Origin of the sequence: Salmonella sp. 5800 (assembly GCF_046558195.1) — a bacterium.
Lineage (GTDB): Bacteria > Pseudomonadota > Gammaproteobacteria > Enterobacterales > Enterobacteriaceae > Salmonella > Salmonella enterica.
This window is the reverse complement of the sequence record NZ_JBGDOX010000010.1, coordinates 84,144-106,024: the sequence shown is the minus strand read 5'-3', so window position 1 is coordinate 106,024 and position 21,881 is coordinate 84,144. Positions and strand designations below refer to the sequence as shown.

The following is a 21,881-nucleotide window of genomic DNA, read 5'->3' as shown; positions in this document are numbered from 1 at the left end:
ATACTCGCCCGCAGACAAAACGACGAATCGAATACTGTTTAAGAGGCAACAATATGTCGCATCAGCAGATAATTCAGACCCTTATCGAATGGATTGATGAACATATCGACCAACCGCTAAACATTGATGTGGTGGCAAAAAAATCGGGCTACTCCAAGTGGTATTTGCAGCGGATGTTTCGTACGGTAACGCATCAAACATTAGGCGAGTATATTCGCCAGCGCCGTCTCCTGTTGGCGGCCGTTGAGCTACGAACGACCGAGCGCCCGATTTTTGATATCGCGATGGACCTGGGCTATGTATCGCAGCAAACCTTCTCGCGTGTATTCCGCCGCGAGTTCGATCGCACTCCCAGCGATTACCGTCACCGCCTGTAGGGCGTCTGCCCGCGTATCGTCAGAGGCGCGGGCGTTTGTTGTAACCAGGCGATGAATTCCTGCGGTGGTAACGCCTTCGCAAAGTGCCATCCCTGACAATACTGAACGCCGCGTTTTAGCAACCAGCTAACCTGTTCAGCCGTTTCAACCCCCTCCGCAATGATTTTTAGCCGCAAACTTTGCGCCATTTCAATAATATGTTCCACAATCAAATGGCTGGCGCTATTAGTGGTTAGCGTATCGACAAAAGATTTATCAATTTTTAAAAGGTCGACATTTAATGAGTACAGGTTATGCAAGTTCGAATAGCCGGTACCAAAGTCATCAATTGCCACCTCGTATCCCGCCTGGCGAAACGCCTGAATAATCGGCGTCATTTTAGGCACATCAATAAATCCGCGCTCGGTCACTTCAACCTTTATCTGTTGCGCAAGCACTGAATGCTGACGCGTTTTTTCATGAATCATCACAATTAGCCGGGAAGAGAGAAAATCAGCGGCAGAGAGATTGATAGAGACATAAAGATGCGGGTGCGCGGCCAGAAAACCACCTAAATCATTAAATACCTCTTCGACGACATAATCGGTGATCTGCTCAATCATCCCCTCTTTTTCCGCCAGCGGAATAAATTCGCACGGGCTCATCACCGGACCGTGATAGCCCGGCCAACGCAATAGCGCTTCGGCACCTACACATGTCCCGTTTCGGATATCAATGATCGGCTGATAATGAAGGCAAAGCTGGTGCCTGGTAATGGCCCGTTGCAGCAATCGACGCGGTGAGTAATATGCCTGCCGGGATCGTGACCACATAAATAAGACGATAATGCTACAGATGATCCCTAACGGTAGCGTTAACGTAAGCTGATGAAAGAGGTTCTGGTAAAAGCGTTGCTTTGAGGTTGACACAATCGCGGCAACCGGTCGTTTTGCTGATTTAACCAGAGTATAAAAACGCTCACCCTGTTGGAACACAGGTTCACTCCGTCGTACCAAAGGTAATAGCTGATCAGCCTGCGCCTGTTCACTCAGGGAGAAAAAGGTGTTGGTCACCGTATCATACATTCCCCAGGCCAACGCCGGATCGTCTGACATCACCTCGCTATAAGATAAGGGATTGATAACCGCGACATAGTTTCCCCGCTGCATATATGTCATTTTATAACCGTTGAAAAAAGGCGTATCACGATAGTAATAAATAGCGATGTCAGGCTTTCGTTTATAGTCAGCGCGGGGAATAAAATAAGGACTTGTTGGCGTCATAACCGTAGAGCATAGAAAACGCTGGCCCTTAGCATAAATCAACTCATAAATGTACAAACGACCGCGGATAATATTCAGCATTCGCTGTTGATGGGCTGGCGTACAGGCTTGCCCCTGATATTGTTCAGCGGCATCGCGGGCTAAATCTGCTTGTAGGATAACCCGCTCCGTTTTATCTAATACCAACTGCGCAAATGAATGTAACTGATTTCTGGTTTCAGAGACTGCCCGGATATGAGCAAACCAGATCGCCAGCAATACAGGAAGTAACACCACAATGATCGTTCCGAGAAATCTCAACACCTTGCGTCGTGTGCTTTGACTCATTTTCAGCCTATTTCCCTGCATTATTTGTGACTATTATTGGCAAAATAAGACGTGAACCAAACGGAGGTTTACGGTGCATGAATTTATCAATATTAGCAACAGACTTTTACCGTTCAACATTTACCATTAATAACCACGCGCAATCTCTCTCGCATACCTGGCAGGACGCTAAATATTTTTGATAATATCAGATTTATACCTAAGTAAACGATGGGGTATACATCTTTACTCCTTTCTTTTGATAAATAACTTGATATTTTTATCAGGTCTGAATTTCACGAAAAAAATAAAAGAGTAGTAATAATACATCTTTGCTTTCCGGCAGTTTCTCTACGGACGCGCAGAAGTCACACAAAAAATACGGTTATAAAACGCACAAAAAATACATTGTCCATCTGGCGAACAAGCTGGTTTTTGTGATATAGTTCACAAAAATAATGAAACAGAAACAATGTTTCATTCGATGTTGATGTGACGTCCGTTGATAGCCAGAATGTCCCACGTTTCCCGGGAACAACGCCGCGCTGTCCTGGACAAAGGTCTATTCAGAGGAAATGTTTCATGGCTGCCATAACCACTGGTGTCGTTCTTCTCCGCTGGCAACTGTTGAGCGCCGTGCTCATGTTTTTAGCCAGCACGCTCAATATCCGTTTCCGTAAATCAGATTATATTGGTCTGGCAGTGATCAGTAGCGGTCTGGGCGTGGTATTCGCCTGCTGGTTTGCCACCGGTTTACTCGGTATTACCATGATGGATCTCGCCGCGATCTGGCATAACATTGAAGCCGTAATGGTCGAAACGATGAGCCAGACCCCGCCAGAATGGCCGATGGTGCTGACCTGATACGCTATCGCAGCCGGTGAAGTCGCCCACCGGTTATCTCAACGCGGAATCGCGCGCCAGGGGTAGCCTTGCGCATCATCACGTCCCTCACATAACCGTTGATGAGGGCCGCCAGGTGTGGTTATCCAAAAATGGCAAGTGGAATAGCCCTAACAGAATCGAGCTAAACTTATTGAAAACATTGCCGACTCGTTAAATGACAAAAAAAGACCCGTTTGTGCAACGGGTCTTTTTTATTAAATAGTACCGCCTGATAACAGCGACAAGCGCTGCTTATTTTACATTAATAATTTATCCGGAGAACAATCACGGATTATTTTCCCACCTTTCATTACCAGGACCCGGTCAAAATACTTTATCAGGTATCGACGATGCGTCACCATGATCAACGTTTTCCCATGAATAAACTCATCTAAGTTATCAAAAATTTGCTTCTCGGTATTCTCATCCAGATTTGATGTTGGTTCATCCCATAAAAAGACGCTGGCGTTACTGCTCAGACTGCGTGCTAATAATAACTGCTGCTGCTGTCCGGATGACAGGTTTTTAGCCATAAAATTCACCGGAAACTTCAGCCCCATAGGATGTTGCAAGATAAAACCACAGTTCGCCAGATGAAGCGCCTTGAGTACCCGGCCCCTGTCGTTTTGCGGTTTTAACGCGAAATTACTTTCAATGGTTCCGGTGAATAAAACATCATGTGTCGTCACCACACTTAAATGCTGAGAAAAAAAGTTCTGCGATAAATGTCCTAAGTTATATCCATCATATAAGATGGCACCGTCTGTTGGCGAAAGGTAGCCAGATAGCATTCCCAGTAATGAGCTTTTTCCTGCACCGCATTCGCCTACCACCGCGACACGTTGCCCCGCAGGTATGTCTATAGACAGTCGGTTAATAATCATCGGAGATTGAGCATCATACTGATAACTCACGCCCCGGATAGAGATATCGCCATTGCACTTTGATATGGACTGTAATGCCGGTGTTTTTTCTGCCTGATCTTCATCAAAAAAAGAAAGCAGATCCTTACCGGTTTTTTCTGCTGATAAAATAGAGATTAATGTAGAAGAAAAATTCGAAATGATCCCGGAGATACGGCCAGAGACAATGACAGATGAAACAATTGCGCCAGTGGTAACATCACCCTTAATTACCATAAAAAAGGCTATTACCATAATAGTTATTTGGGTAATAGATGACATACTACCCAATATAGATTGATAGATAAGATTTAATTTTCTTATCTTCAGGTTAAGATACGACTGTTCATTTGATGTATTAACCCAATCAAAAAGTAAACCTTGATTATTTAAGGTATGGATCATTTTAATAGATAAGAAAACTTCTGAGATGAAAATATTCCTGTTCTTCTGTCCTTCTTTTTGTTTGTTCATTAACTCATTAGTATAATGGTGGTTAACGATGGAAATAATAATAGAGACGATAAACATGGTAACAGGTACAATAACAACCAGACCTAAATTTACATATATAACAATGAGAAATATAATAAATATTGGAATATCGGCTATACGTTGAAAGATCGAGTTTAATAAAACGGGTTTAATTTTCTGAAACTCATTCCATAGCACAAATGCTGATGACATGGATCTGCCATTTTTCTTTTTACTATAAAGGACCGCTTCAAGAAATGCGATATCAATATCGACGTCATCCTGCCTTGCTGTGATAGACTGATAAATATCTTTCGAAGTACGAAGAATAAACTCAAAAACAATAAATACAGCAACAATTATAGCCACGCCAAATAAAGATGAAACCGAAGCACTTGGAACAAGCTTATCATAGAACAGATTACTAAATACTGGGATAGTTAACGCAAAAATTGCCATAAAAAGAGATGAAAAGAAGTATTTAGTATAAAAAATCTTGTTCATCGATAAAGAGTTTTTTATGATATTTTTTACTCTTATACTATCAACAACTTTATTTAAAGGTAGTATACTAAATGCAGATAACTCTTTTAAATATTCATCTTCAATTTCAACATAACAGAGTTCACCGCGCGCGTTTACCAACTTTATTTTTTGCCCGCCGCTCACACACACCATCCACTTCATTTCTGGCGTTAATAGTAAAATCGGCATAGGCTCATTTAGTAAATCCTCACCATTATTAAATAATATATCCTGTAGAGAAAGCCCTAACGACAAAAAGAAATTCTTCATTTGTATAGAGTCGTCAGTGTTATTTCTGTCGTACTTTTTAAATCTTAAATTTATATCATCCTCTTTGATGTCAATTTTTATGTTGAATTTTTTAGACACTATAGATAATGCCGTTTCCGCACTTAAATAATAAGGTTCTAGTTTTTTATCCATAAGTAAACCCCCTCACCCAAAGGTGAGGGGCCTCCGTTATTATGCGTGTTCTTCTTGATTATCTACAGGTAACGTAACTTCATTAACGGCGAAAACATCAATAGCGCCGTTATTGTTGTGCCCTACAGAACTCGTTGAAGGGGAATCATTAATATCATCCTCGGTCTTTCCTCTTGCATTCATTGCGTTCACAATATCCGCCGAGGAGTGATCGACTGAGAATGTTTTCTCCTTAATCAGGAAATCATCGTCCTTATCAATGAATTTCACGTCCATAGTATATTCACCATCTTCCAAAGATAGCGGAACTTCGAATATTGCTTTCTGGTTAGTTATCGGCAGAGTAAACTCTTCTCCTTCAAACATAACACTGACATTAACAATATTCTCAGGTACTGATATTTCAAAAGAAGGTGTCTGACTAATTGAACGATCTATTTCATCCCCAGAGTCAGCGTTTAACAATGTAATACTATAGGCTGTCTCCTTCACCACGCTTTCTTCCGCCACAGACGGCACTGTACGAAGATGCGTAGCGCTTTCGGCATTCACTGTTTCAGACTCCGGTGGAGTAACCGCTGTTGCCGTGGCGTCATCGCTCGCATCGTTACGCTGGCTATCCGCTGTTACCGTCACCGTTGAGTCAACCGTCACCGCTAGCGAAGCAGATTGCTGTGAGTTCCCCGCGCGATCCACCACCGTCACGCTCAGCGTGTAGGTACCGTCATTCCAGGCGGCTGGCGGCGTGAAGGTCCAGCCATCCGCGCCTTGCGTCGCCTGATAGATGTCTGTCACGCCATTATGCGTCACGTTTACGGTCACCCCGGTCACATCAGCATCAATATGCTGCAGCGTGAACTTAGGCTGGGTGTGATTCGTCACGTTATCGCTGTCTGAAGCGCCATTGTCTTCACCTGCTGCCAGCGCAATCTCTGGCACGGTCAGCGTACTGTCGATCGTAACGGTAATGGGTAACGAGTTTTTCTGATTACCCGCGGCATCGCTTGCGATTACCGATATCGTATAGGAACCATCAGCTAACGGTGTACCTGGCGTAAAGAACCAAACGCCATCGGCATTTTTTTCAGCATTATATACGGTCCCATTGATATCGACCTGAACGACCACAACATCGCTTTCCAGATTCCCGATAATAAAGGTAGGTTGCTTATCTCGCGTAATATTATCGCCCACCGTACCACTGTCCGAGTCTGGAGATAATGAAATAACGGGAACCTCTTTCATGATATCGAGAGGGACATCATCACTCCGGTTACCAATCGCATCCACACTCGTAATGGTAAACTTCCCTTCCGATGGATACGGGATCGCCATACTCCATTTACCATTATCAGGAACAGTTAACGTATAAGTATTCCCATTACTATCGGTTATTATTAGCTGAGATTTGGCTTCCGCCGTCCCCTGCATAATAATTAGATCGTTGACAATATCTGAATAAGTTACGACCGGAGCGTTTGGCGGCGTTCGATCAATAAATATTTCATGTACCTCTTCCTTACGGTTGCCTGCGTTATCCTCAATACTCAAAGTGATATCGTATTTCCCTTCCGGAAGCTGATCGGTCGATAACTCCCACTGCCCATTAGCCGCAACGACAGCGGTTGCCAGCGTGACCCCTGCCACGATTAATGATACCGTAGCGCCAATTTCCCCCATACCTCTCATGGTAATAGTGGAGCTATTACTCCACCAGTCCGTTTTCGATGATGATTTATTGTCATCAAGCTCGCTGGTAAATACCTGGATATGCGTATCGACCCAAATGGAATACTTTTCCTGATTTACGTTACCAGCACGGTCCGTAGATTTAACAGTGATATCCAGCTGGCCTTCTGTGAAATAAAGCGGGTTCACCGGCATCTGCCAGTGGCCTTTGTCATTAACCCAAACTTCCCCCACATTTAAGCCATTAATGATGATTTCTATTTTGCTATTGGGCTCGGCACTGCCACTAAACAATAAGTTACGTGTCGTGTCCGTTATATATATTTTGCCATCACTACCGGTCATCTCTGCTAACGTTTGTCCACCGATAGAATCAATGGCGACAGGCGTCGTATTTAAGGTATCGATAGTAAAGTTTAGCGTTTTCGAGGTAGCCGTGTTGCCTGCTTTATCGGTGATAACATAATAAATGCTATGGGAACCATCGCCCAACGGTGACTCAGGTCGATAAACTTGATTTCTGTCGGTCACCGTGATCGTATCGACTAACACCCCATCAATGAAAATCTGAACACTCTGGTTCATTTCTCCATAAATACTAAACGCAGGCCGGGTTTGACTCGTTATACTATCATTACTGAAAATACCGTTATCAGAACCTGCCATCATAACAGGATTATCGATAAACGTACTGGTATCTATCGTGACGAGTAAGCGAGGCGATTCTGCTGTATTACCTGCCGGGTCTTCGGCAACCACTCGGATAGAATATTCACCATCTTTTAACGCATTATCAAACTGATAGGACCAGGTTCCATCTTCAAGCACAAGAACATTTGCCACGATCTTTTCATCCACATAAATATGGATTGTGGCTCCCGCTTCTGCGGTGCCAACTAACACAGGCTTGTTGTGACTAGTAATCAGATCGTCAAGTGAACCAGAGTTGCTCGCATCTTCAAGGTTGAGCGTTGGGAAGTCGGTTGATGAATCGACATCCACGCTATAATCCTTGCTCACTTCAGTGTTGCCAGCAACGTCAGTAATGCTGAAATGAATATTAAACGTACCATCATCTTGCAGCAGTATCGGCGCGCGCCATGTGCCATCAGCCTCAACCATAACAACGTTGACTAATTTACCATCGACAAAGATGCTGACCTGAGAACCAGCCTCCCCGACACCTGAGACTGACAACGCCCGGTTATTAGAGAGGGCCGGTAATGAATCTTCATCAATGTCAAAGACAGCAATTTGAGAATCGATTGTCACGGTTGTAATCGCAGACTCAACCCGGTTACCAGCAGTATCCGTAGCAACAAATTGCACCTGATACTCGCCGTCGGCGCTATTTGCCGGCATGGTATAGCTAATATTACCTGACGAACTCGCCTCTACTGTGCCTTGTAACACACCATTAATATAAACCTGTACCGTCGCGCCGGGATCGGTCATGGCAACCAGTACCGGAGACTTATTATTGGTAATCAGATCATATTTATCACCGCTATTAGTATCCCGACTTAATGAAATATCGCTGATTTCAATCTGCGTATCATGTTCTATCAGAATATCTTTTTGTTGGCTGTTGCCCGCTTTATCTTCCGATACCACGACAAAGGCATTACTACCTTCACGCAGATCTAATTCTGCGCTCCATCGACCATCATTGCCTACCACCAGGGTAGCAATAACCACTCCCTGCGGATTCCTGATGGTTAAAGTACTTCCGGCTTCGGCAGTACCATCGATGGTGACATGAGATTTATTGGTGATCCAGTCGCCAACTTTGCCACTGTCATCAGCTTCGCGCAATACCACGGTTAACGGCGAAATTACCGTATCCAGTATCACATTCTGCGGACCAAACTCTCTGATATTGCCGGCAACGTCTTCAACTTTAAACGTTAATTCATAATTACCGTCATTACCCAAAGCGGGTAATACTACGCCCCAGTGTCCTGCGCCTGTCGTATAAGCAATCGCTTTTTCAACGCCATTCACAAAGATAGTGATTTTGCTGTTTGGCTCACTGGTGCCGCCAATCTCCGGCGTCACCGTGTTGATATATCCGCCCTCATGCATTCCAGATATATTCCATACCAGTTCAGCAACCTCGGTATCGATAGTGACATCAACGGCGGTAGAACGCAGTTCGCTATTATCGCGAGGGTTGACGATACCCACCTGGACGACATAATGGCCATCTTTCATTTCCGATAACTGGAAAGTATATCGACCCGCTGTATCCGCTGTCGCCTCGCCGACCTTCACGCCATCCACATAAATACTCACAATCGTATTAGGTAACGTGCTCCCAATCAGGGTCGGCGTTTTATTATTCGTCGTAAAGTCTCCTAAGGCACCACTATCGCTCTCCTCGCTGAGCTTTATGGTTGGAGGCGTGACATCAATAACAGGTATTACTACAGGAAAGTCGACCTGCGACGATTCATTACCCGCTTTATCTTTGGCAACAATGCTCACAACATAGGAGCCTGGCGCTAATACTGATGGCGGCGTCCAACTCCATTCGCCATTCGCATTGGCGTTTGCGGAGCCGACCACTTTCCCATCCCACTGAATCATAATCGTCGAGAACGCTTCGGCAAACCCTTTGAACTCAGGACGCAGGCTGGTTGCTTCATGCTGATCATCAATAGATGGATCCGAAAGGCGAATGGTGGGATCGATCGTAACCGTATCGATAGTGAATCTTTCCTGCGTTTGCGCAGTATTTCCCGCGACATCTGTTGCGACGACGTTGATGGTATACATGCCATCCGGCAGTATATTCGGCGTCACACTCCAGTTGCCATCAGCGCCAACCGTAATAGTTTGTTTTAAAACCTCCCGACCTGACTTATCGTCAACAATGGTAATCACCAGTTTCGCATTGGGCTCTGCAGTACCTTCGAATTTGGGATTTTGCTTATTCGTAAGGTTATCGCTATTGGAATTTCCGGTATCAGACGCTGGCTCCATTCTGACACTGACGCTTGTCGTGGTATCAATGGTAAAGGGCAGCTTAGTTTCAGAAGTATTTCCGGCAATATCTCTGAAGACAACAACGGCTTCATATACGCCATCGTTTAACGCAACGGGAACCTGAAATTCCCAGAGGTTATTGCCATTTGCCGTAACCGGATAAGAAACGCCGTTAATTCTGATTACAACAGTATCAATATCGGCGGGTACATTGCCAATAACGAAACGTGGTTTAGTGACACTCGTAATATTATCAACAGCGCTTTCGCCAGTATCATCCGCATCCAGCAAATCAATACTGGGATCAGAAACAATAGTGTCTATTGTGAATGATACCTCTTTGCTAATTTTATTACCTGCGATATCTTCAGCCACTATTTCTATTTTGTAAGTTCCATCCACTAACGGTGTATCAGGGGTAAACAGCCATTTATTACCTGCCCCCTGAGTCAGTGTGCTGGATTTCCCGTTTAAAATTACCGTCACGCTCTGCAGCGGTTCTCTGGCTGAAATTTCAAAACGTGGAGAGGTAATATTCGTAATACCATCCGTAGAATCCTTTCCGGCGTCGTCCAGCATCACGACGCTCAGGCCGTCAATCTGCGTATCCACGGTGAAGCCCAGCGTGGAATTTGCCGTATTCCCTGCCCGATCCGTCGCCTGGACATGGAGAGTATAATGACCATCAGGCAATGCGCTACCTGCAGTAAATTCCCACTGCCCGGCCGCATTTTTACTGATGGGCGTCCAGTTTACGCCATCGAAAGAAACCAGCACCGATGTCACATCATCAGGCGTTGCAATTTCAAAAGAGGGACGGGTAGCATTGGTGACATTATCGTGATCGTTGACGCCGCTATCTGTTGTTAACGTAACACTGTCAATCTGAACCTGCGTGTCGATTTCAATCTGCAGTTCGGCCGATGTTTTGGTATTACCAGCAATATCCGTTACGGTAACAGAGATCGTATGCTGACCGTCAGACAGCGGTTGATCCGGCGTAAAGGTTAAATTCCCCCCTGTGTTTTCAATGGTGTAATCCCGACCATCAATATGAACCACAATGTGTGATACATCATTATCGACATTACCGATAATAAACACCGGTTTGTTAATCCTGGTAAGATTATCATTAGTATCATCACCAGTATCATGGGTGGGATCGAGTACAATTGTCGGCTCTCGCAGAGTCGTATCAATCGTAAACTGCAGCGTTTCTTGCGCAACGTTGCCGGCGATATCAGTCACATCAACCAAGAGAGTGTGTTGCCCATCAGGTAATGCCGAACCGACATTAAATATCCAGCGGCCATCCCCTCCTTTTGTGAGTTCAATCCAATTAGCGGCGTTATCGATTTTAACGCGCACATGGGTAATATCATCAGCGGTAACAATACTAAACTGCGGCTTGTCGACTTTGGTAATGTTATCTACATCGCTATCGCCGCTATCTGTAACCAACGTGACGCTTTCAATTTCAGCCGTCGTATCTATCACAACAGGTAATGGTTTCGATGTCGCGGTATTTCCGGCCTTATCTTCAACCGTAACGGTAATATTATAAGAACCATCCGGAATGGCATTGCCTGGCGTAAATTGCCAACCAGCCCCAACCTTAGTCGCGTTATAATCATGACCATCAATCGTCACCACGACTTTGATAACATCGGGGTCAACATTACCAATCGTAAAGGTGGGTCGTGAAATATTAGTGATATTATCGGCTGTATTCGCTCCGGTATCTTGTCCTGCGTCTAAAGCAATAGTCGGAACCTGTATATTAGTATCGATATTAAATACTAAATCTTTATTCGCAATATTACCTGCCTCATCCGTGGCCTCTACGCGAAGGGTATATGTGCCGTCAACCAGAGTATTCGGGCTGTCAAAAATCCACTGTCCGTCGGCATTTTTGCGTATCACATTCCAGTTAGCGCCACCATCCAGGGTTACGCGTACCTGGACGACATCACCGGGAACGTCAATTCTGAATGACGGTTTGGCAACATTCGTTAATTGATCATTCTGCACGCCAGTATCATTAAGCAATACGATATTGTTAATGGTTGTCGTGGTATCAATACGCACCTCAAACGGCGCAGATTCTTTTACATTCCCCGCCAGATCTTCCACCACAACGGCTAACTGATATGAGCCATCAGCCCAGCTCGCAGAAGGCGTAAAGCGCCATTGACCATTGGTGAATACCGCCGCTTCCTCGTGCGTTTTACCGTTGTAAGTTACTTTGACCATCACGCGCGTAACGTCAGAATCAACCTGGCGTATGTCGAACACAGGCCGATCGTGATTGGTGAGGCGATCGCCAACAGTACCGCTATCTTCGCCAGCTGCCAGTTCAATCACCGGCGTAGTCAACGTACCGTCTATCGTCACCTTTAAAGGCGCGGATGTTTGCTGGTTGCCTGCCACATCTGTTACCGTCACGGTGAATGTGTAGCTACCGTCCGCCAAAGCAGAATCTGGTCGATAGCGCCAGCCGTCGGCTGATTCGGTGAGTACCACCGTTTTAAACGTACCGTTATGCTCAATACTCAATTCCACGTGTCGAACATCTTTATCGATACTCCCCAACACAAATACCGGCTGAGTGACGCTGGTCAGATTATCGTTCTTATTCTGTCCGGTATCCTGATCGGGCGCTAGCTCAATGGTTGGCGTCAACAACGTGATGTCGATAGTGAAATCGAGCGTCCCCGTCATCTTATTACCCGCACCGTCAGTCACTTCCACGATCAGGGTATGCTGTCCCTCTGGCATATCCGTCGGCCAGGTGTAATCCCAAATGCCAGCCGTCGAACTCTTGATTGCAGTAACCCAGGTCGTGCCGCCGTCAATACTCAGAAGAACCTTTTCCACATCATCCGGTACCGAGATCTGGAACTGCGGACGCACATGTTTTGTGATATTATCGCCAGGGACGCCGCTATCGTTGACTAATTCAATATGATCAATGGCTATTTGCGTATCCACTGTCACCGTCAGCGGCGTAGACGGACGCGTATTTCCCGCCCGATCCTCCACTGTCACCGTCAGCGTATAATCACCGTCGCCCCACGGTGCTGGCGGTGTAAAGCTCCATCCTCCAGCCCCCTGTGTCGCAGTAAACGAGGTTGTCGTTCCATTATGCGTGACGCTGACTGTAACGTTGATAACATCCGAATCGATATTCTGCAGAATAAAGGTCGGTCGGGTGCGATTGGTCATATCATCGCCAGGCGTACCGGTATCATCCGTGCTATCCAGCGCAATAGTCGGCGTCGACAACCGGGTGTCGATGAAAAATTCAAGCGTTTGCGTCGCCGTATTGCCCGCTCTGTCGGTGACCATGACGGTTAGGGTGTGTTTTCCATCGCCCATATCCGTTGGCCAGGTATAGCCCCAGACGCCTTCAATACCCTGCGCCGCGCTCACCCAGTTTGCGCCCCCATCAATGCTCAGTTGCACAGAATTCACATCCGCCGGCACCGTGATCTCAAACTGCGGACGGGTGCTGTTAGTTAGATTGTCATCAGGCACGCCATGATCATTGACCAATGTAATATCAGTAATGCTGGTTTGCGTATCTACCGTCACTATCAGCGGCGTGGACTGACGAACGTTTCCTGCGTTATCCGTTACCTCTACCGTCAGTGTATAGCTACCGTCCGCCCAGTCAGCATCTGGCGTAAAGCGCCACTGTCCTCCAACCTGGGTTAGTGTCACTTCCTGGCTATTGCCGCCCTGTGTGATCCGCAAAATGACCGAGTGCGCATCGGCGTCAATATTGCCAATGGTAAAGCCCGGTCTTTTGACGCTCGTAATATGATCGCCAATGGCACCTGTATCGTCCCTGCTATCCATAGCGATGGTAGGCGTTGACAGCCGGGTATCAATGGTAAAATCGAGCGTCTGCGTCGTCTTATTTCCCGCCTTATCGGTCACTTCTACCGTCAGGGTATGTAGCCCGTCGGTCACATCTTTCGGCCAGGTGTAATCCCAGATCCCTGCCGTGCCCTGTGTTGCACGAACCCACGTATTACCGCCGTCGATACTCAGACGTACCTCGTTGACATCCCCTGGCACCGTGACGCGGAAGTGTGGACGAACGTCATTGGTCAGGTTGTCGCCGGGAATACCGTTATCATTAACCAGTTCAATAACATCGATGGTGATTTGGGTATCAACCGTGACCGTCAGCGGCGCTGAGTATTTTACGTTCCCTGCGTCATCCTCCACCCTCACCGTCAGCGTATAGTCGCCATCTGCCCATGTGCCGGTCGGTGTCACGCTCCAGATGCCGGTCGCGCCTTTGGTGGCCGTCAGCACTTCTTTCGTGCCGCCATGCTGCACCTCAACCGTGACATACCGCGCGTCTGCGTCAATATTGCCCAGTATAAACGTCGGCTTATTCGCGTTGGTCAGGTTATCGCCTTTTGTTCCGCTGTCGTCCGTGCTGTCCAGCACGATAGTCGGTTCTGACAGTAGGGTATCGATGATGAAGTCCAGTTTCTGCGTCGTCTGGTTTCCCGCCTTGTCGGTCGCCTCCACTGTCAGGGTATGCTTCCCCTCTCCCACATCAGCCAGCCAGGTATAATCCCAGACGCCCGGCGTCGCGCTCTGGGTAGCGTTGAACCACGTCTTGCCGCCGTCAATGCTCAGGCGTACCTCGTTAACATCCGTCGGTACCTTCACCTGGAAGTGCGGACGCACGTTATTAGTCAGATTATCGTCGGGAATACCGCTGTCATTGACCAGTTCAATGTTATTAATGGCGATTTGCGTGTCCACCGTCACCGTCAGCGATGCCGAATGGCTGGTGTTCCCCGCTTTATCTTCGACTGACACACTCAGGGTATAATCGCCCGCCCCCCATGATGTCGGCGGCGTAAAGGTCCATCCGCCTACGCCTTTCGTGGCGTCAAATGTGGTGGTGACGCCGCCATGCTCCACGCTGACCGTAACGCGAACGGCATCATCATCAATATGTTGCAGGTTAAATGTCGGCTGGGTGCGATTGGTCATGTTATCGCCCTGGATGCCGGTGTCGTCCGCGCTATCCAGTACGATGACCGGCGTCGACAGCGTGGTATCAATAGTGAAGTGGAGTGTCTCCGTCACCGTATTACCCGCATTGTCAGTCGCTTTCACATTCAGCGTATAGTCGCCATCCGGCACGGTGCCCGGCCAGGTATAATTCCAGACGCCCGGCGTCGCGCTCTGTGTCGCCTTAACCCAGGTCACGCCACCGTCAATGCTCAGACTGACTTCGTTAACGTCCCCCGGTACCGTCACGCGGAACTGCGGATGGGCGTCGTTAGTCATATTGTCGCCGGGAATACCGTTATCATTAACCAGTTCAATAGCATCAATGGTGATTTGGGTATCAACAGTGACCGTCAGCGACGCTGAGTGTTTTTCGTTCCCCGCCTCATCTTCCACCCTCACTGTCAGCGTATAGTCGCCATCTGCCCATGTACCGGTCGGTGTCACGCTCCAGTTGCCGGTCGCGTCTTTGGTGGCCGTCAGCACCTCTTTCGTGCCGCCATGCTGCACCTCAACCGTGACATACCGCGCGTCTGCGTCAATATTGCCCAGTAAAAACGTCGGCTTATTTACGTTGGTCAGGTTATCGCCTTTTGTTCCGCTGTCGTCCGTGTTGTCCAGCACGATAGTCGGTTCTGACAGCATGGTATCGATGATGAAGTCCAGTTGCTGCGTCGTTTTGTTTCCCGCCTTGTCGGTCACCTCCACTGTCAGGGTATGCTTACCCTCTCCCACATCAGCCAGCCAGGTATAATCCCAGACGCCCGGCGTCGCGCTCTGGGTAGCGTTGAACCACGTCTTGCCGCCGTCAATGCTCAGGCGCACCACGTTGACATCCGTCGGTACCATCACCTGGAAGTGCGGGCGCGCTTCATTGGTCAGATTATCGTCGGGAATACCGCTGTCATTGACCAGTTCAATATGGTCAATGGCGATTTGCGTATCGATGGTGACCGTCAACGGCGCTGAGTGGCGAATATTACCCGCCTCATCTTTCACCGTTACCGTCAGCGTATAGTCGCCATCAGTCCACGCGCTGCCGGGTACAAAACGCCACTGCCCGTTAGTCTGCGTCAGCTCCACCTCCTCGCTGTGACCATCGCGCATCACCTGCACGACGACCTGAGTCACGTCAGAATCAATACCGCCGATAATAAAACCCGGCGTTTTAACGTTAGTCTTATTATCGTTGGCGGTGCCGCTATCATCTGCGCTATCCAGCGTGATGGTCGGTGTCGACAATGTGGTATCAATGATAAAATTGAGCGTTTCCGTCGCCGTGTTGCCTGCAACATCGGTTGCTTTCACTGTCAGGGTATACGTATTTTCGACCAGATCTGTCGGCCATATATACTCCCAAACGCCGTCAGACGTCAGCGTTGCGTTAACCCAGTTGATGCCGCCATCAAGACTCAGTTGCACAGAGTTCACGTCCGTCGGTACCGTAATATGAAACTGTGGACGTGCTTCATTGGTCAGGTTATCCCCGACAATACCCGTGTCATTAAGAAGCTCAATGCGATCAATAGACGTTTGCGTATCGATAGTCACCGTCAGCGGCGCAGAATAATTTGTATTACCCGCCTTATCTTCTACCTTTACCGTCAGCGTATAGTCGCCATCGGTCCAGGCTGCGCCCGGCGTAAAGCGCCACACACCGCCGTTCTTAATCAACTCTATCTGTTGGTTCTTACCATCATGCGCCACCGTCACCACCACTTTGGTCACGTCGGCGTCGATATTACCGAGGGTAAAGCCTGGCATCTTAACGTTGGTGATGTTATCGCCAGCGGCGCTATCATCCGCGCTGTCCAGGGTAATCGTCGGTTCTGACAGAATGGTATCGATGGTGAAGTCCAGTTTCTGCGTCGTTTTGTTTCCCGCCTTGTCGGACGCTTCCACCATCAGGGTGTGAGGGCCGTTAGCCACATTCGTCAGCCAGGTGTAATCCCAGACGCCCGACGTCGCGCTCTGCGTGGCGTCAAACCACGTTTTGCCGCCATCAATGCTCAGTCTTACACCGTTAACATCCGCCGGTACTGTCACCTGAAAGTGCGGGCGCGCTTCATTGGTCAGATTATCGTCGGGGATACCGCTGTCGTTAACCAGTTCAATACGGTCAATGGCGATATGCGTGTCTACTGTCACCGTCAACGGCGCGGACTGCTTCACATTTCCGGCCCTATCTTCTACCTTCACCGTCAGGATATAGTCGCCGTCCGCCCAGTCGCTGGTCGGCGCAAAGCGCCACTGTCCGCCGGTCTGAACCAGTGGCACCTCCTGTTTAATGCCATTGTGCATTACCTCCACTATCACCCGGCTGACATCGGTATCAATATTGTTGAGGGTAAAGCCCGGCGTTTTAACATTGGTGATATTATCGCCCGCGATGCCGCTGTCATCTGCGCTGTCCAGCGAGAGGGTCGGCACAGACAGAGTGGTATCGATGGTGAAATCAAGTTCCTGCGTCGTCTTGTTTCCCGCCTTGTCGGTCGCCTCTACCGTCAGGGTATAGCCTCCGTCGGCCACATCATCCGGCCAGATATAATCCCAGGCGCCCGGCGTCGCGCTCTGGGTAGCGTTGAACCACGTCTTGCCGCCGTCAATGCTCAGGCGCACCACGTTGACATCCGTCGGTACCGTCACCTGGAAGTGCGGACGCACGTTATTAGTCAGATTATCGTTGGGAATACCGCTGTCATTGACCAGTTCAATGTTATTAATGGCGATTTGCGTGTCCACCGTCACCGTCAGCGATGCAGAATGGCTGGTGTTCCCCGCTTTATCTTCGACTGACACACTCAGGGTATAATCACCATCCGCCCACGCCCCTGTCGGCGTAAAGCTCCATCCGCCTGTGCCTTTCGTGGCGTCAAATGTGGTGGTGACGCCGCCATGCTCTACGCTGACCGTAACGCGAACGGCATCATCATCAATATGCTGCAGGGCAAATGTCGGCTGGGTGCTATTCGTCATGTTATCGCCCTGGATGCCGGTGTCGTCCGCGCTATCCAGTACGATGACCGGCACTGACAGCGTGGTATCCACCGCGAAATCGATGGTCTTCGTCACTGTATTGCCTGCTTTATCAGTCGCTTCCACCGTTAGCGTGTATTGACCATCTGCCAGGTCTGTCGGCCAGATATACTCCCAGCTTCCTGCCACGCCCGGAGTTGCCTGAACCCACGAATTACCACCGTCAATGCTCAGACGGACTTCATTGACATCCGTAGGTACCGTCACACGAAAGTGGGGACGGTCGTCGTTGGTCATATTATCGCCTTTCACGCCGCTATCGTTGACCAGTTCCACCCCATCAATGGCGATTTGGGTATCGATAACGACCGTCAGCGGCGCTGAGTAGTTGGTATTTCCTGCCTTATCTTCTACTTTCACCGTTAACGTGTAGCTGCCATCCGCCCACGTATTCCCTGGTATAAATAACCAACTACCATTGAGGTGGGAAAGTTCGATCTCTTCGCTCACGCCATTGTGCATCACCTGTACGACGACCCGATGCGCATCAGCATCAACACCGGAAATAGCAAAACCTGGCTTATTGATATTGGTCAGGTTATCGCCTGTAACCCCCGTATCATCCTTAGAAAGCAGGGAAATCACCGGCGTTGATACTGTGGTATCGATAGTAAAATCGAATACCGCGCTGTTCGCTTTATTACCCGCAATGTCCTCAACCTTGACATAAACCTGATGCAAGCCTTCCGTTAAATCTGAAGTAAAGGTATAGGCCCATGAACCATCAGGTTGTTGCGTGGCAACACCGATCTGCGTATCAGACACGGCATCCCATACCTGAACACTGATAATGTCCGGATCAATATCTTTTAGGTGCAAGGTAGGTTTAACGATATTCGTTAAATTATCATCTGCAATTCCCGAATCTGAATCCGGGCTCAATGAAACTATCGGTATTGAAATAGCAGTATCGACGCTAATTAAGAAAGGATCCGAATGGGCAATGTTGCCAGCGATATCTTCAACTGAAGCGGTTATTCTATGATCGCCATCAACCAAACCTTGATCGGCTTTCAGGGTATACTCCCATCTGCCATCTTTATTTGTTCTGACCTCAGCGATCAGTGCACCATCAATATAGAGTTTAACCGTTGAATAGGGTGCAGCGGTTCCTGTCAGTGCAGGATTCTTTTCATTAATAATATGGTCTGTATTATCAACCCCCGTATCGTTGACCAACTCTATTGTTGGTTTTTGCGTTTGCGTTACGATTTGGAAATTATACGCTGATGAGGAGGCAGTATTACCGGCAATATCTTCTACCTTTACCGTTACGTCATGCGAGCCATCGGATAACGCTGTGGTAAATTGAAAATTCCATACACCATCATCGCCAGCAATAGCCTCGCCACTTAACACACCGTCGACATAGATGGAAACCTTAGCATTAGCTTCAGCCATCCCGGTAAACAACGGCGTATTAATTTTAGTAATCATATCGCCTTTAACGCCAGAATCAGCGCTATCATGCAACATAACAGTAGGGATCGGCGTAAAGCTATCAATGGTAAGCTGATAATCTACAGATGACGTTCTTCCTAAAGGATCGATGGATTCAACCGTAATCTTATAAACATTGTCAGACAGATTTCGGGAAATATCAAAATTCCAGTTACCGTCTGCATCCGCAGTCGTCACGCCTATCGTTTTACCATCGATAAGGATATTTACGGTAGCAAACCTATCCGCTGTTCCCAGTAATGTCAGAGCATTATGTTTATTGGTAATCCAGTCGCCTTTTGCACCGGAATCATCACTGGCATCGAGTTCCGCTTTTGGAGGTACAACTTCAGTTTGAATAGTAAAAGAATATTTAACAGTAGAGGATTTATTACCGGCGGCATCCTGAGAAATGATTTCAATATCATAGGCGCCCTGAAGAAATTTATTACTAAACTGATAATTCCAGGTCCCGTTTGAGTCAACCTCAATGCTGTCATATAATTTACCATCTCGCATCAATAAGATGGTAGACTTTGGCTCTGCCGTACCGACTAAAGCCGGTAAATCATTCCCTGATAAAATTATACCATTCGGTAAAACAACAAAATCCTCCAAAGAAACCGTCGGAGGTACAGGGGCAACAGTATCGATAACGTAACTAAAGGAAAAATCCTTTTTGTTGCCAGCGACATCTTCAACAGTGAACGTAAGATTGTTAATCCCTTCCACTGAGTCGGAAGTGAACTTGAACGTCCATTCGCCCTTGTCATTCGCTTTAAAAATAACCTCTTCGCCGGTCTCACTATTTATGACACTGATAATAGCATTTGGCTCAGTTTTACCTGTAAAGGTTGGGCGAGTATTGTTAGTAACGTTATCTCCGACAATACCGCTATCATTCGTCGTTTCAATCTCAGCGCTGAAATAGCTGATACGTGTATCAATAGTAAAAGGCAGATTTGCCGTCGCTGAGGTATGTCCGGCAATATCAGTAGCTGTTGCTGTTATATTGTATTCGCCATCCTTGAGCGGCGTAGTAAGCGTATAGCTCCATGTCCCATCTTTAGCAACAATGACCTCACCAAGATGTTTAAGTCCAAGATAAATAGAGACTGTAGAACCGGGTTCCGCCACACCAATAAATGTTGGCAGGGTGCTATTTGTAATGCTGTCATTTTTAATGCCGGAATCACTACTATCATCCAGCTCAATCGTCGGCTTTTCCGGAGCAATGGTGTCGGTTATGATACTATCCGTCGTTTCGTTTTTATTACCTGCTTTATCTACGGCAACGACTTTTATACTATTTTCGCCCTCAGATAATTCATTATCTTTAAATTCATAACTCCAGTTTCCATCTTTATCGACATCAACACTGGCAACCAGTTTATTATCTACATAAATGTCAACCTTAGCATTCTCTTCCGCCGTACCAACAATTGAAGGCGTCAAGGTCGGCGTTAAGCCCTTATGACCAGACACACTACTTTCAGGCGAAAGTTCAAATGTTGGCTTATCGGTAACGGAATCGATAGTAATGACAAGTTTGGCGCTACCGCTCCCATCAGCAGTCTTGGCCTCTGCCTCCAGATTGTATGTTCCATCAGTCAATGTTTCAGGCGCAGTGAAGGTGAAGTTACCCAAACTATCCGCTACAGCCTGACCGACAGCAATACCATTAATTTTAATAATGACCGTGGCATTGGGAGCAGTGCTACCTACAAACTGAGGTTTGGTAAAATTAGTTATACTATCATCTTTGCTACCGCTGTTACTCTCGGCCGCAAGTGCTAATGTGACTTTAAGCGGCTCTTTAACAGACTCGGCATCGAGCTTATTTTCCTCATTTTTACTGCTATTACTTTTGCCAGTGCTGGTATTTTTATTAATAGGTTGAGGAAGAACTTTTTCAGCATCGTTCTGTTTAGAAGCCTGCGTTGCTTTAGCCTGTGTATTTTGCTGGGAAGCATCGCTTTGCTGAGCCAGATTGTCTTTTGCTACATTGTCAGCCAAAAAGTTCTGCAGCATTTCTTCAATTTGCTTTGACGAGTTCTGTACTTCAAACGCTTCATTGAGCGCTTTTTCTGCAGCCTCCTTAGCTTTCTCAGCTTCTTCCTTCGCCTTATCAGCTTCTTTCTTTGCGTTTTCAGCATCGTCAAGCTGCTTTTTTAATTCCTCTTCTTCCTTCTTATTTCGTCGTTTGCCATTACCTTTCTTTTCTACCTGAGCAGAATCAACCAATGAGCTGTCAATTCTCTCTAGTTGAATATCTTTTAAATCTACGCTGCCCAGAATTTTAGCGCCGGTAATAGTCTTATCTTTAAATTTAACAGCGAGGTTATTGCCTTTGATACTTGAATAAAGAGCGCCATTGACAATGATCACTGACCCATGCGGCGTGGTAATGTTCATGTCTGGCCCGGAAAGAGAAACTTTTGCGCCTTTGGCATTACCCAAAGAAGATAAATCAATTACAGAATTTTGATCGGCAAAAAACTTTTGTATGCTTTTATTTCCCATAATATTAT

Annotated in this window: 5 protein-coding genes; 2 read left to right on the top strand and 3 right to left on the bottom strand. The window is 47.1% G+C overall.

Annotated features, from left to right (window positions below; all coding sequences use genetic code 11):
- The first annotated feature begins 53 nt into the window (after positions 1-53).
- On the top strand, positions 54-377 hold the full coding sequence (gene soxS, locus ACLJZ5_RS17710) for a superoxide response transcriptional regulator SoxS (RefSeq protein WP_000019483.1): 324 nt from the start codon (positions 54-56) through the stop codon (positions 375-377).
- Here the strand turns inward: soxS and ACLJZ5_RS17705 are convergent.
- A complete protein-coding gene (locus ACLJZ5_RS17705) occupies positions 365-1,966 on the bottom strand; it encodes an EAL domain-containing protein (protein WP_024797341.1) in 1,602 nt (533 codons plus the stop codon). The two genes, soxS and ACLJZ5_RS17705, sit on opposite strands and share 13 nt — an antisense overlap.
- A gap of 561 nt (positions 1,967-2,527) precedes the next feature.
- Between ACLJZ5_RS17705 and ACLJZ5_RS17700 the strand changes: the two genes are divergently transcribed.
- A complete protein-coding gene (locus ACLJZ5_RS17700) occupies positions 2,528-2,809 on the top strand; it encodes a YjcB family protein (RefSeq protein WP_024797340.1) in 282 nt (93 codons plus the stop codon).
- Positions 2,810-3,087: 278 nt separating this feature from the next.
- Here the strand turns inward: ACLJZ5_RS17700 and siiF are convergent, their stop codons facing one another.
- Both siiF and siiE read right to left on the bottom strand, forming a co-directional pair.
- Complete coding sequence (gene siiF, locus ACLJZ5_RS17695) at positions 3,088-5,154, bottom strand: SPI-4 type I secretion system protein SiiF (RefSeq protein WP_000358571.1); 2,067 nt, start codon at positions 5,152-5,154, stop codon at positions 3,088-3,090.
- Positions 5,155-5,193: 39 nt separating this feature from the next.
- Complete coding sequence (gene siiE / locus ACLJZ5_RS17690; RefSeq protein ID WP_024797339.1) at positions 5,194-21,873, bottom strand: non-fimbrial adhesin SiiE; 16,680 nt, start codon at positions 21,871-21,873, stop codon at positions 5,194-5,196.
- Positions 21,874-21,881: the final 8 nt, after the last annotated feature.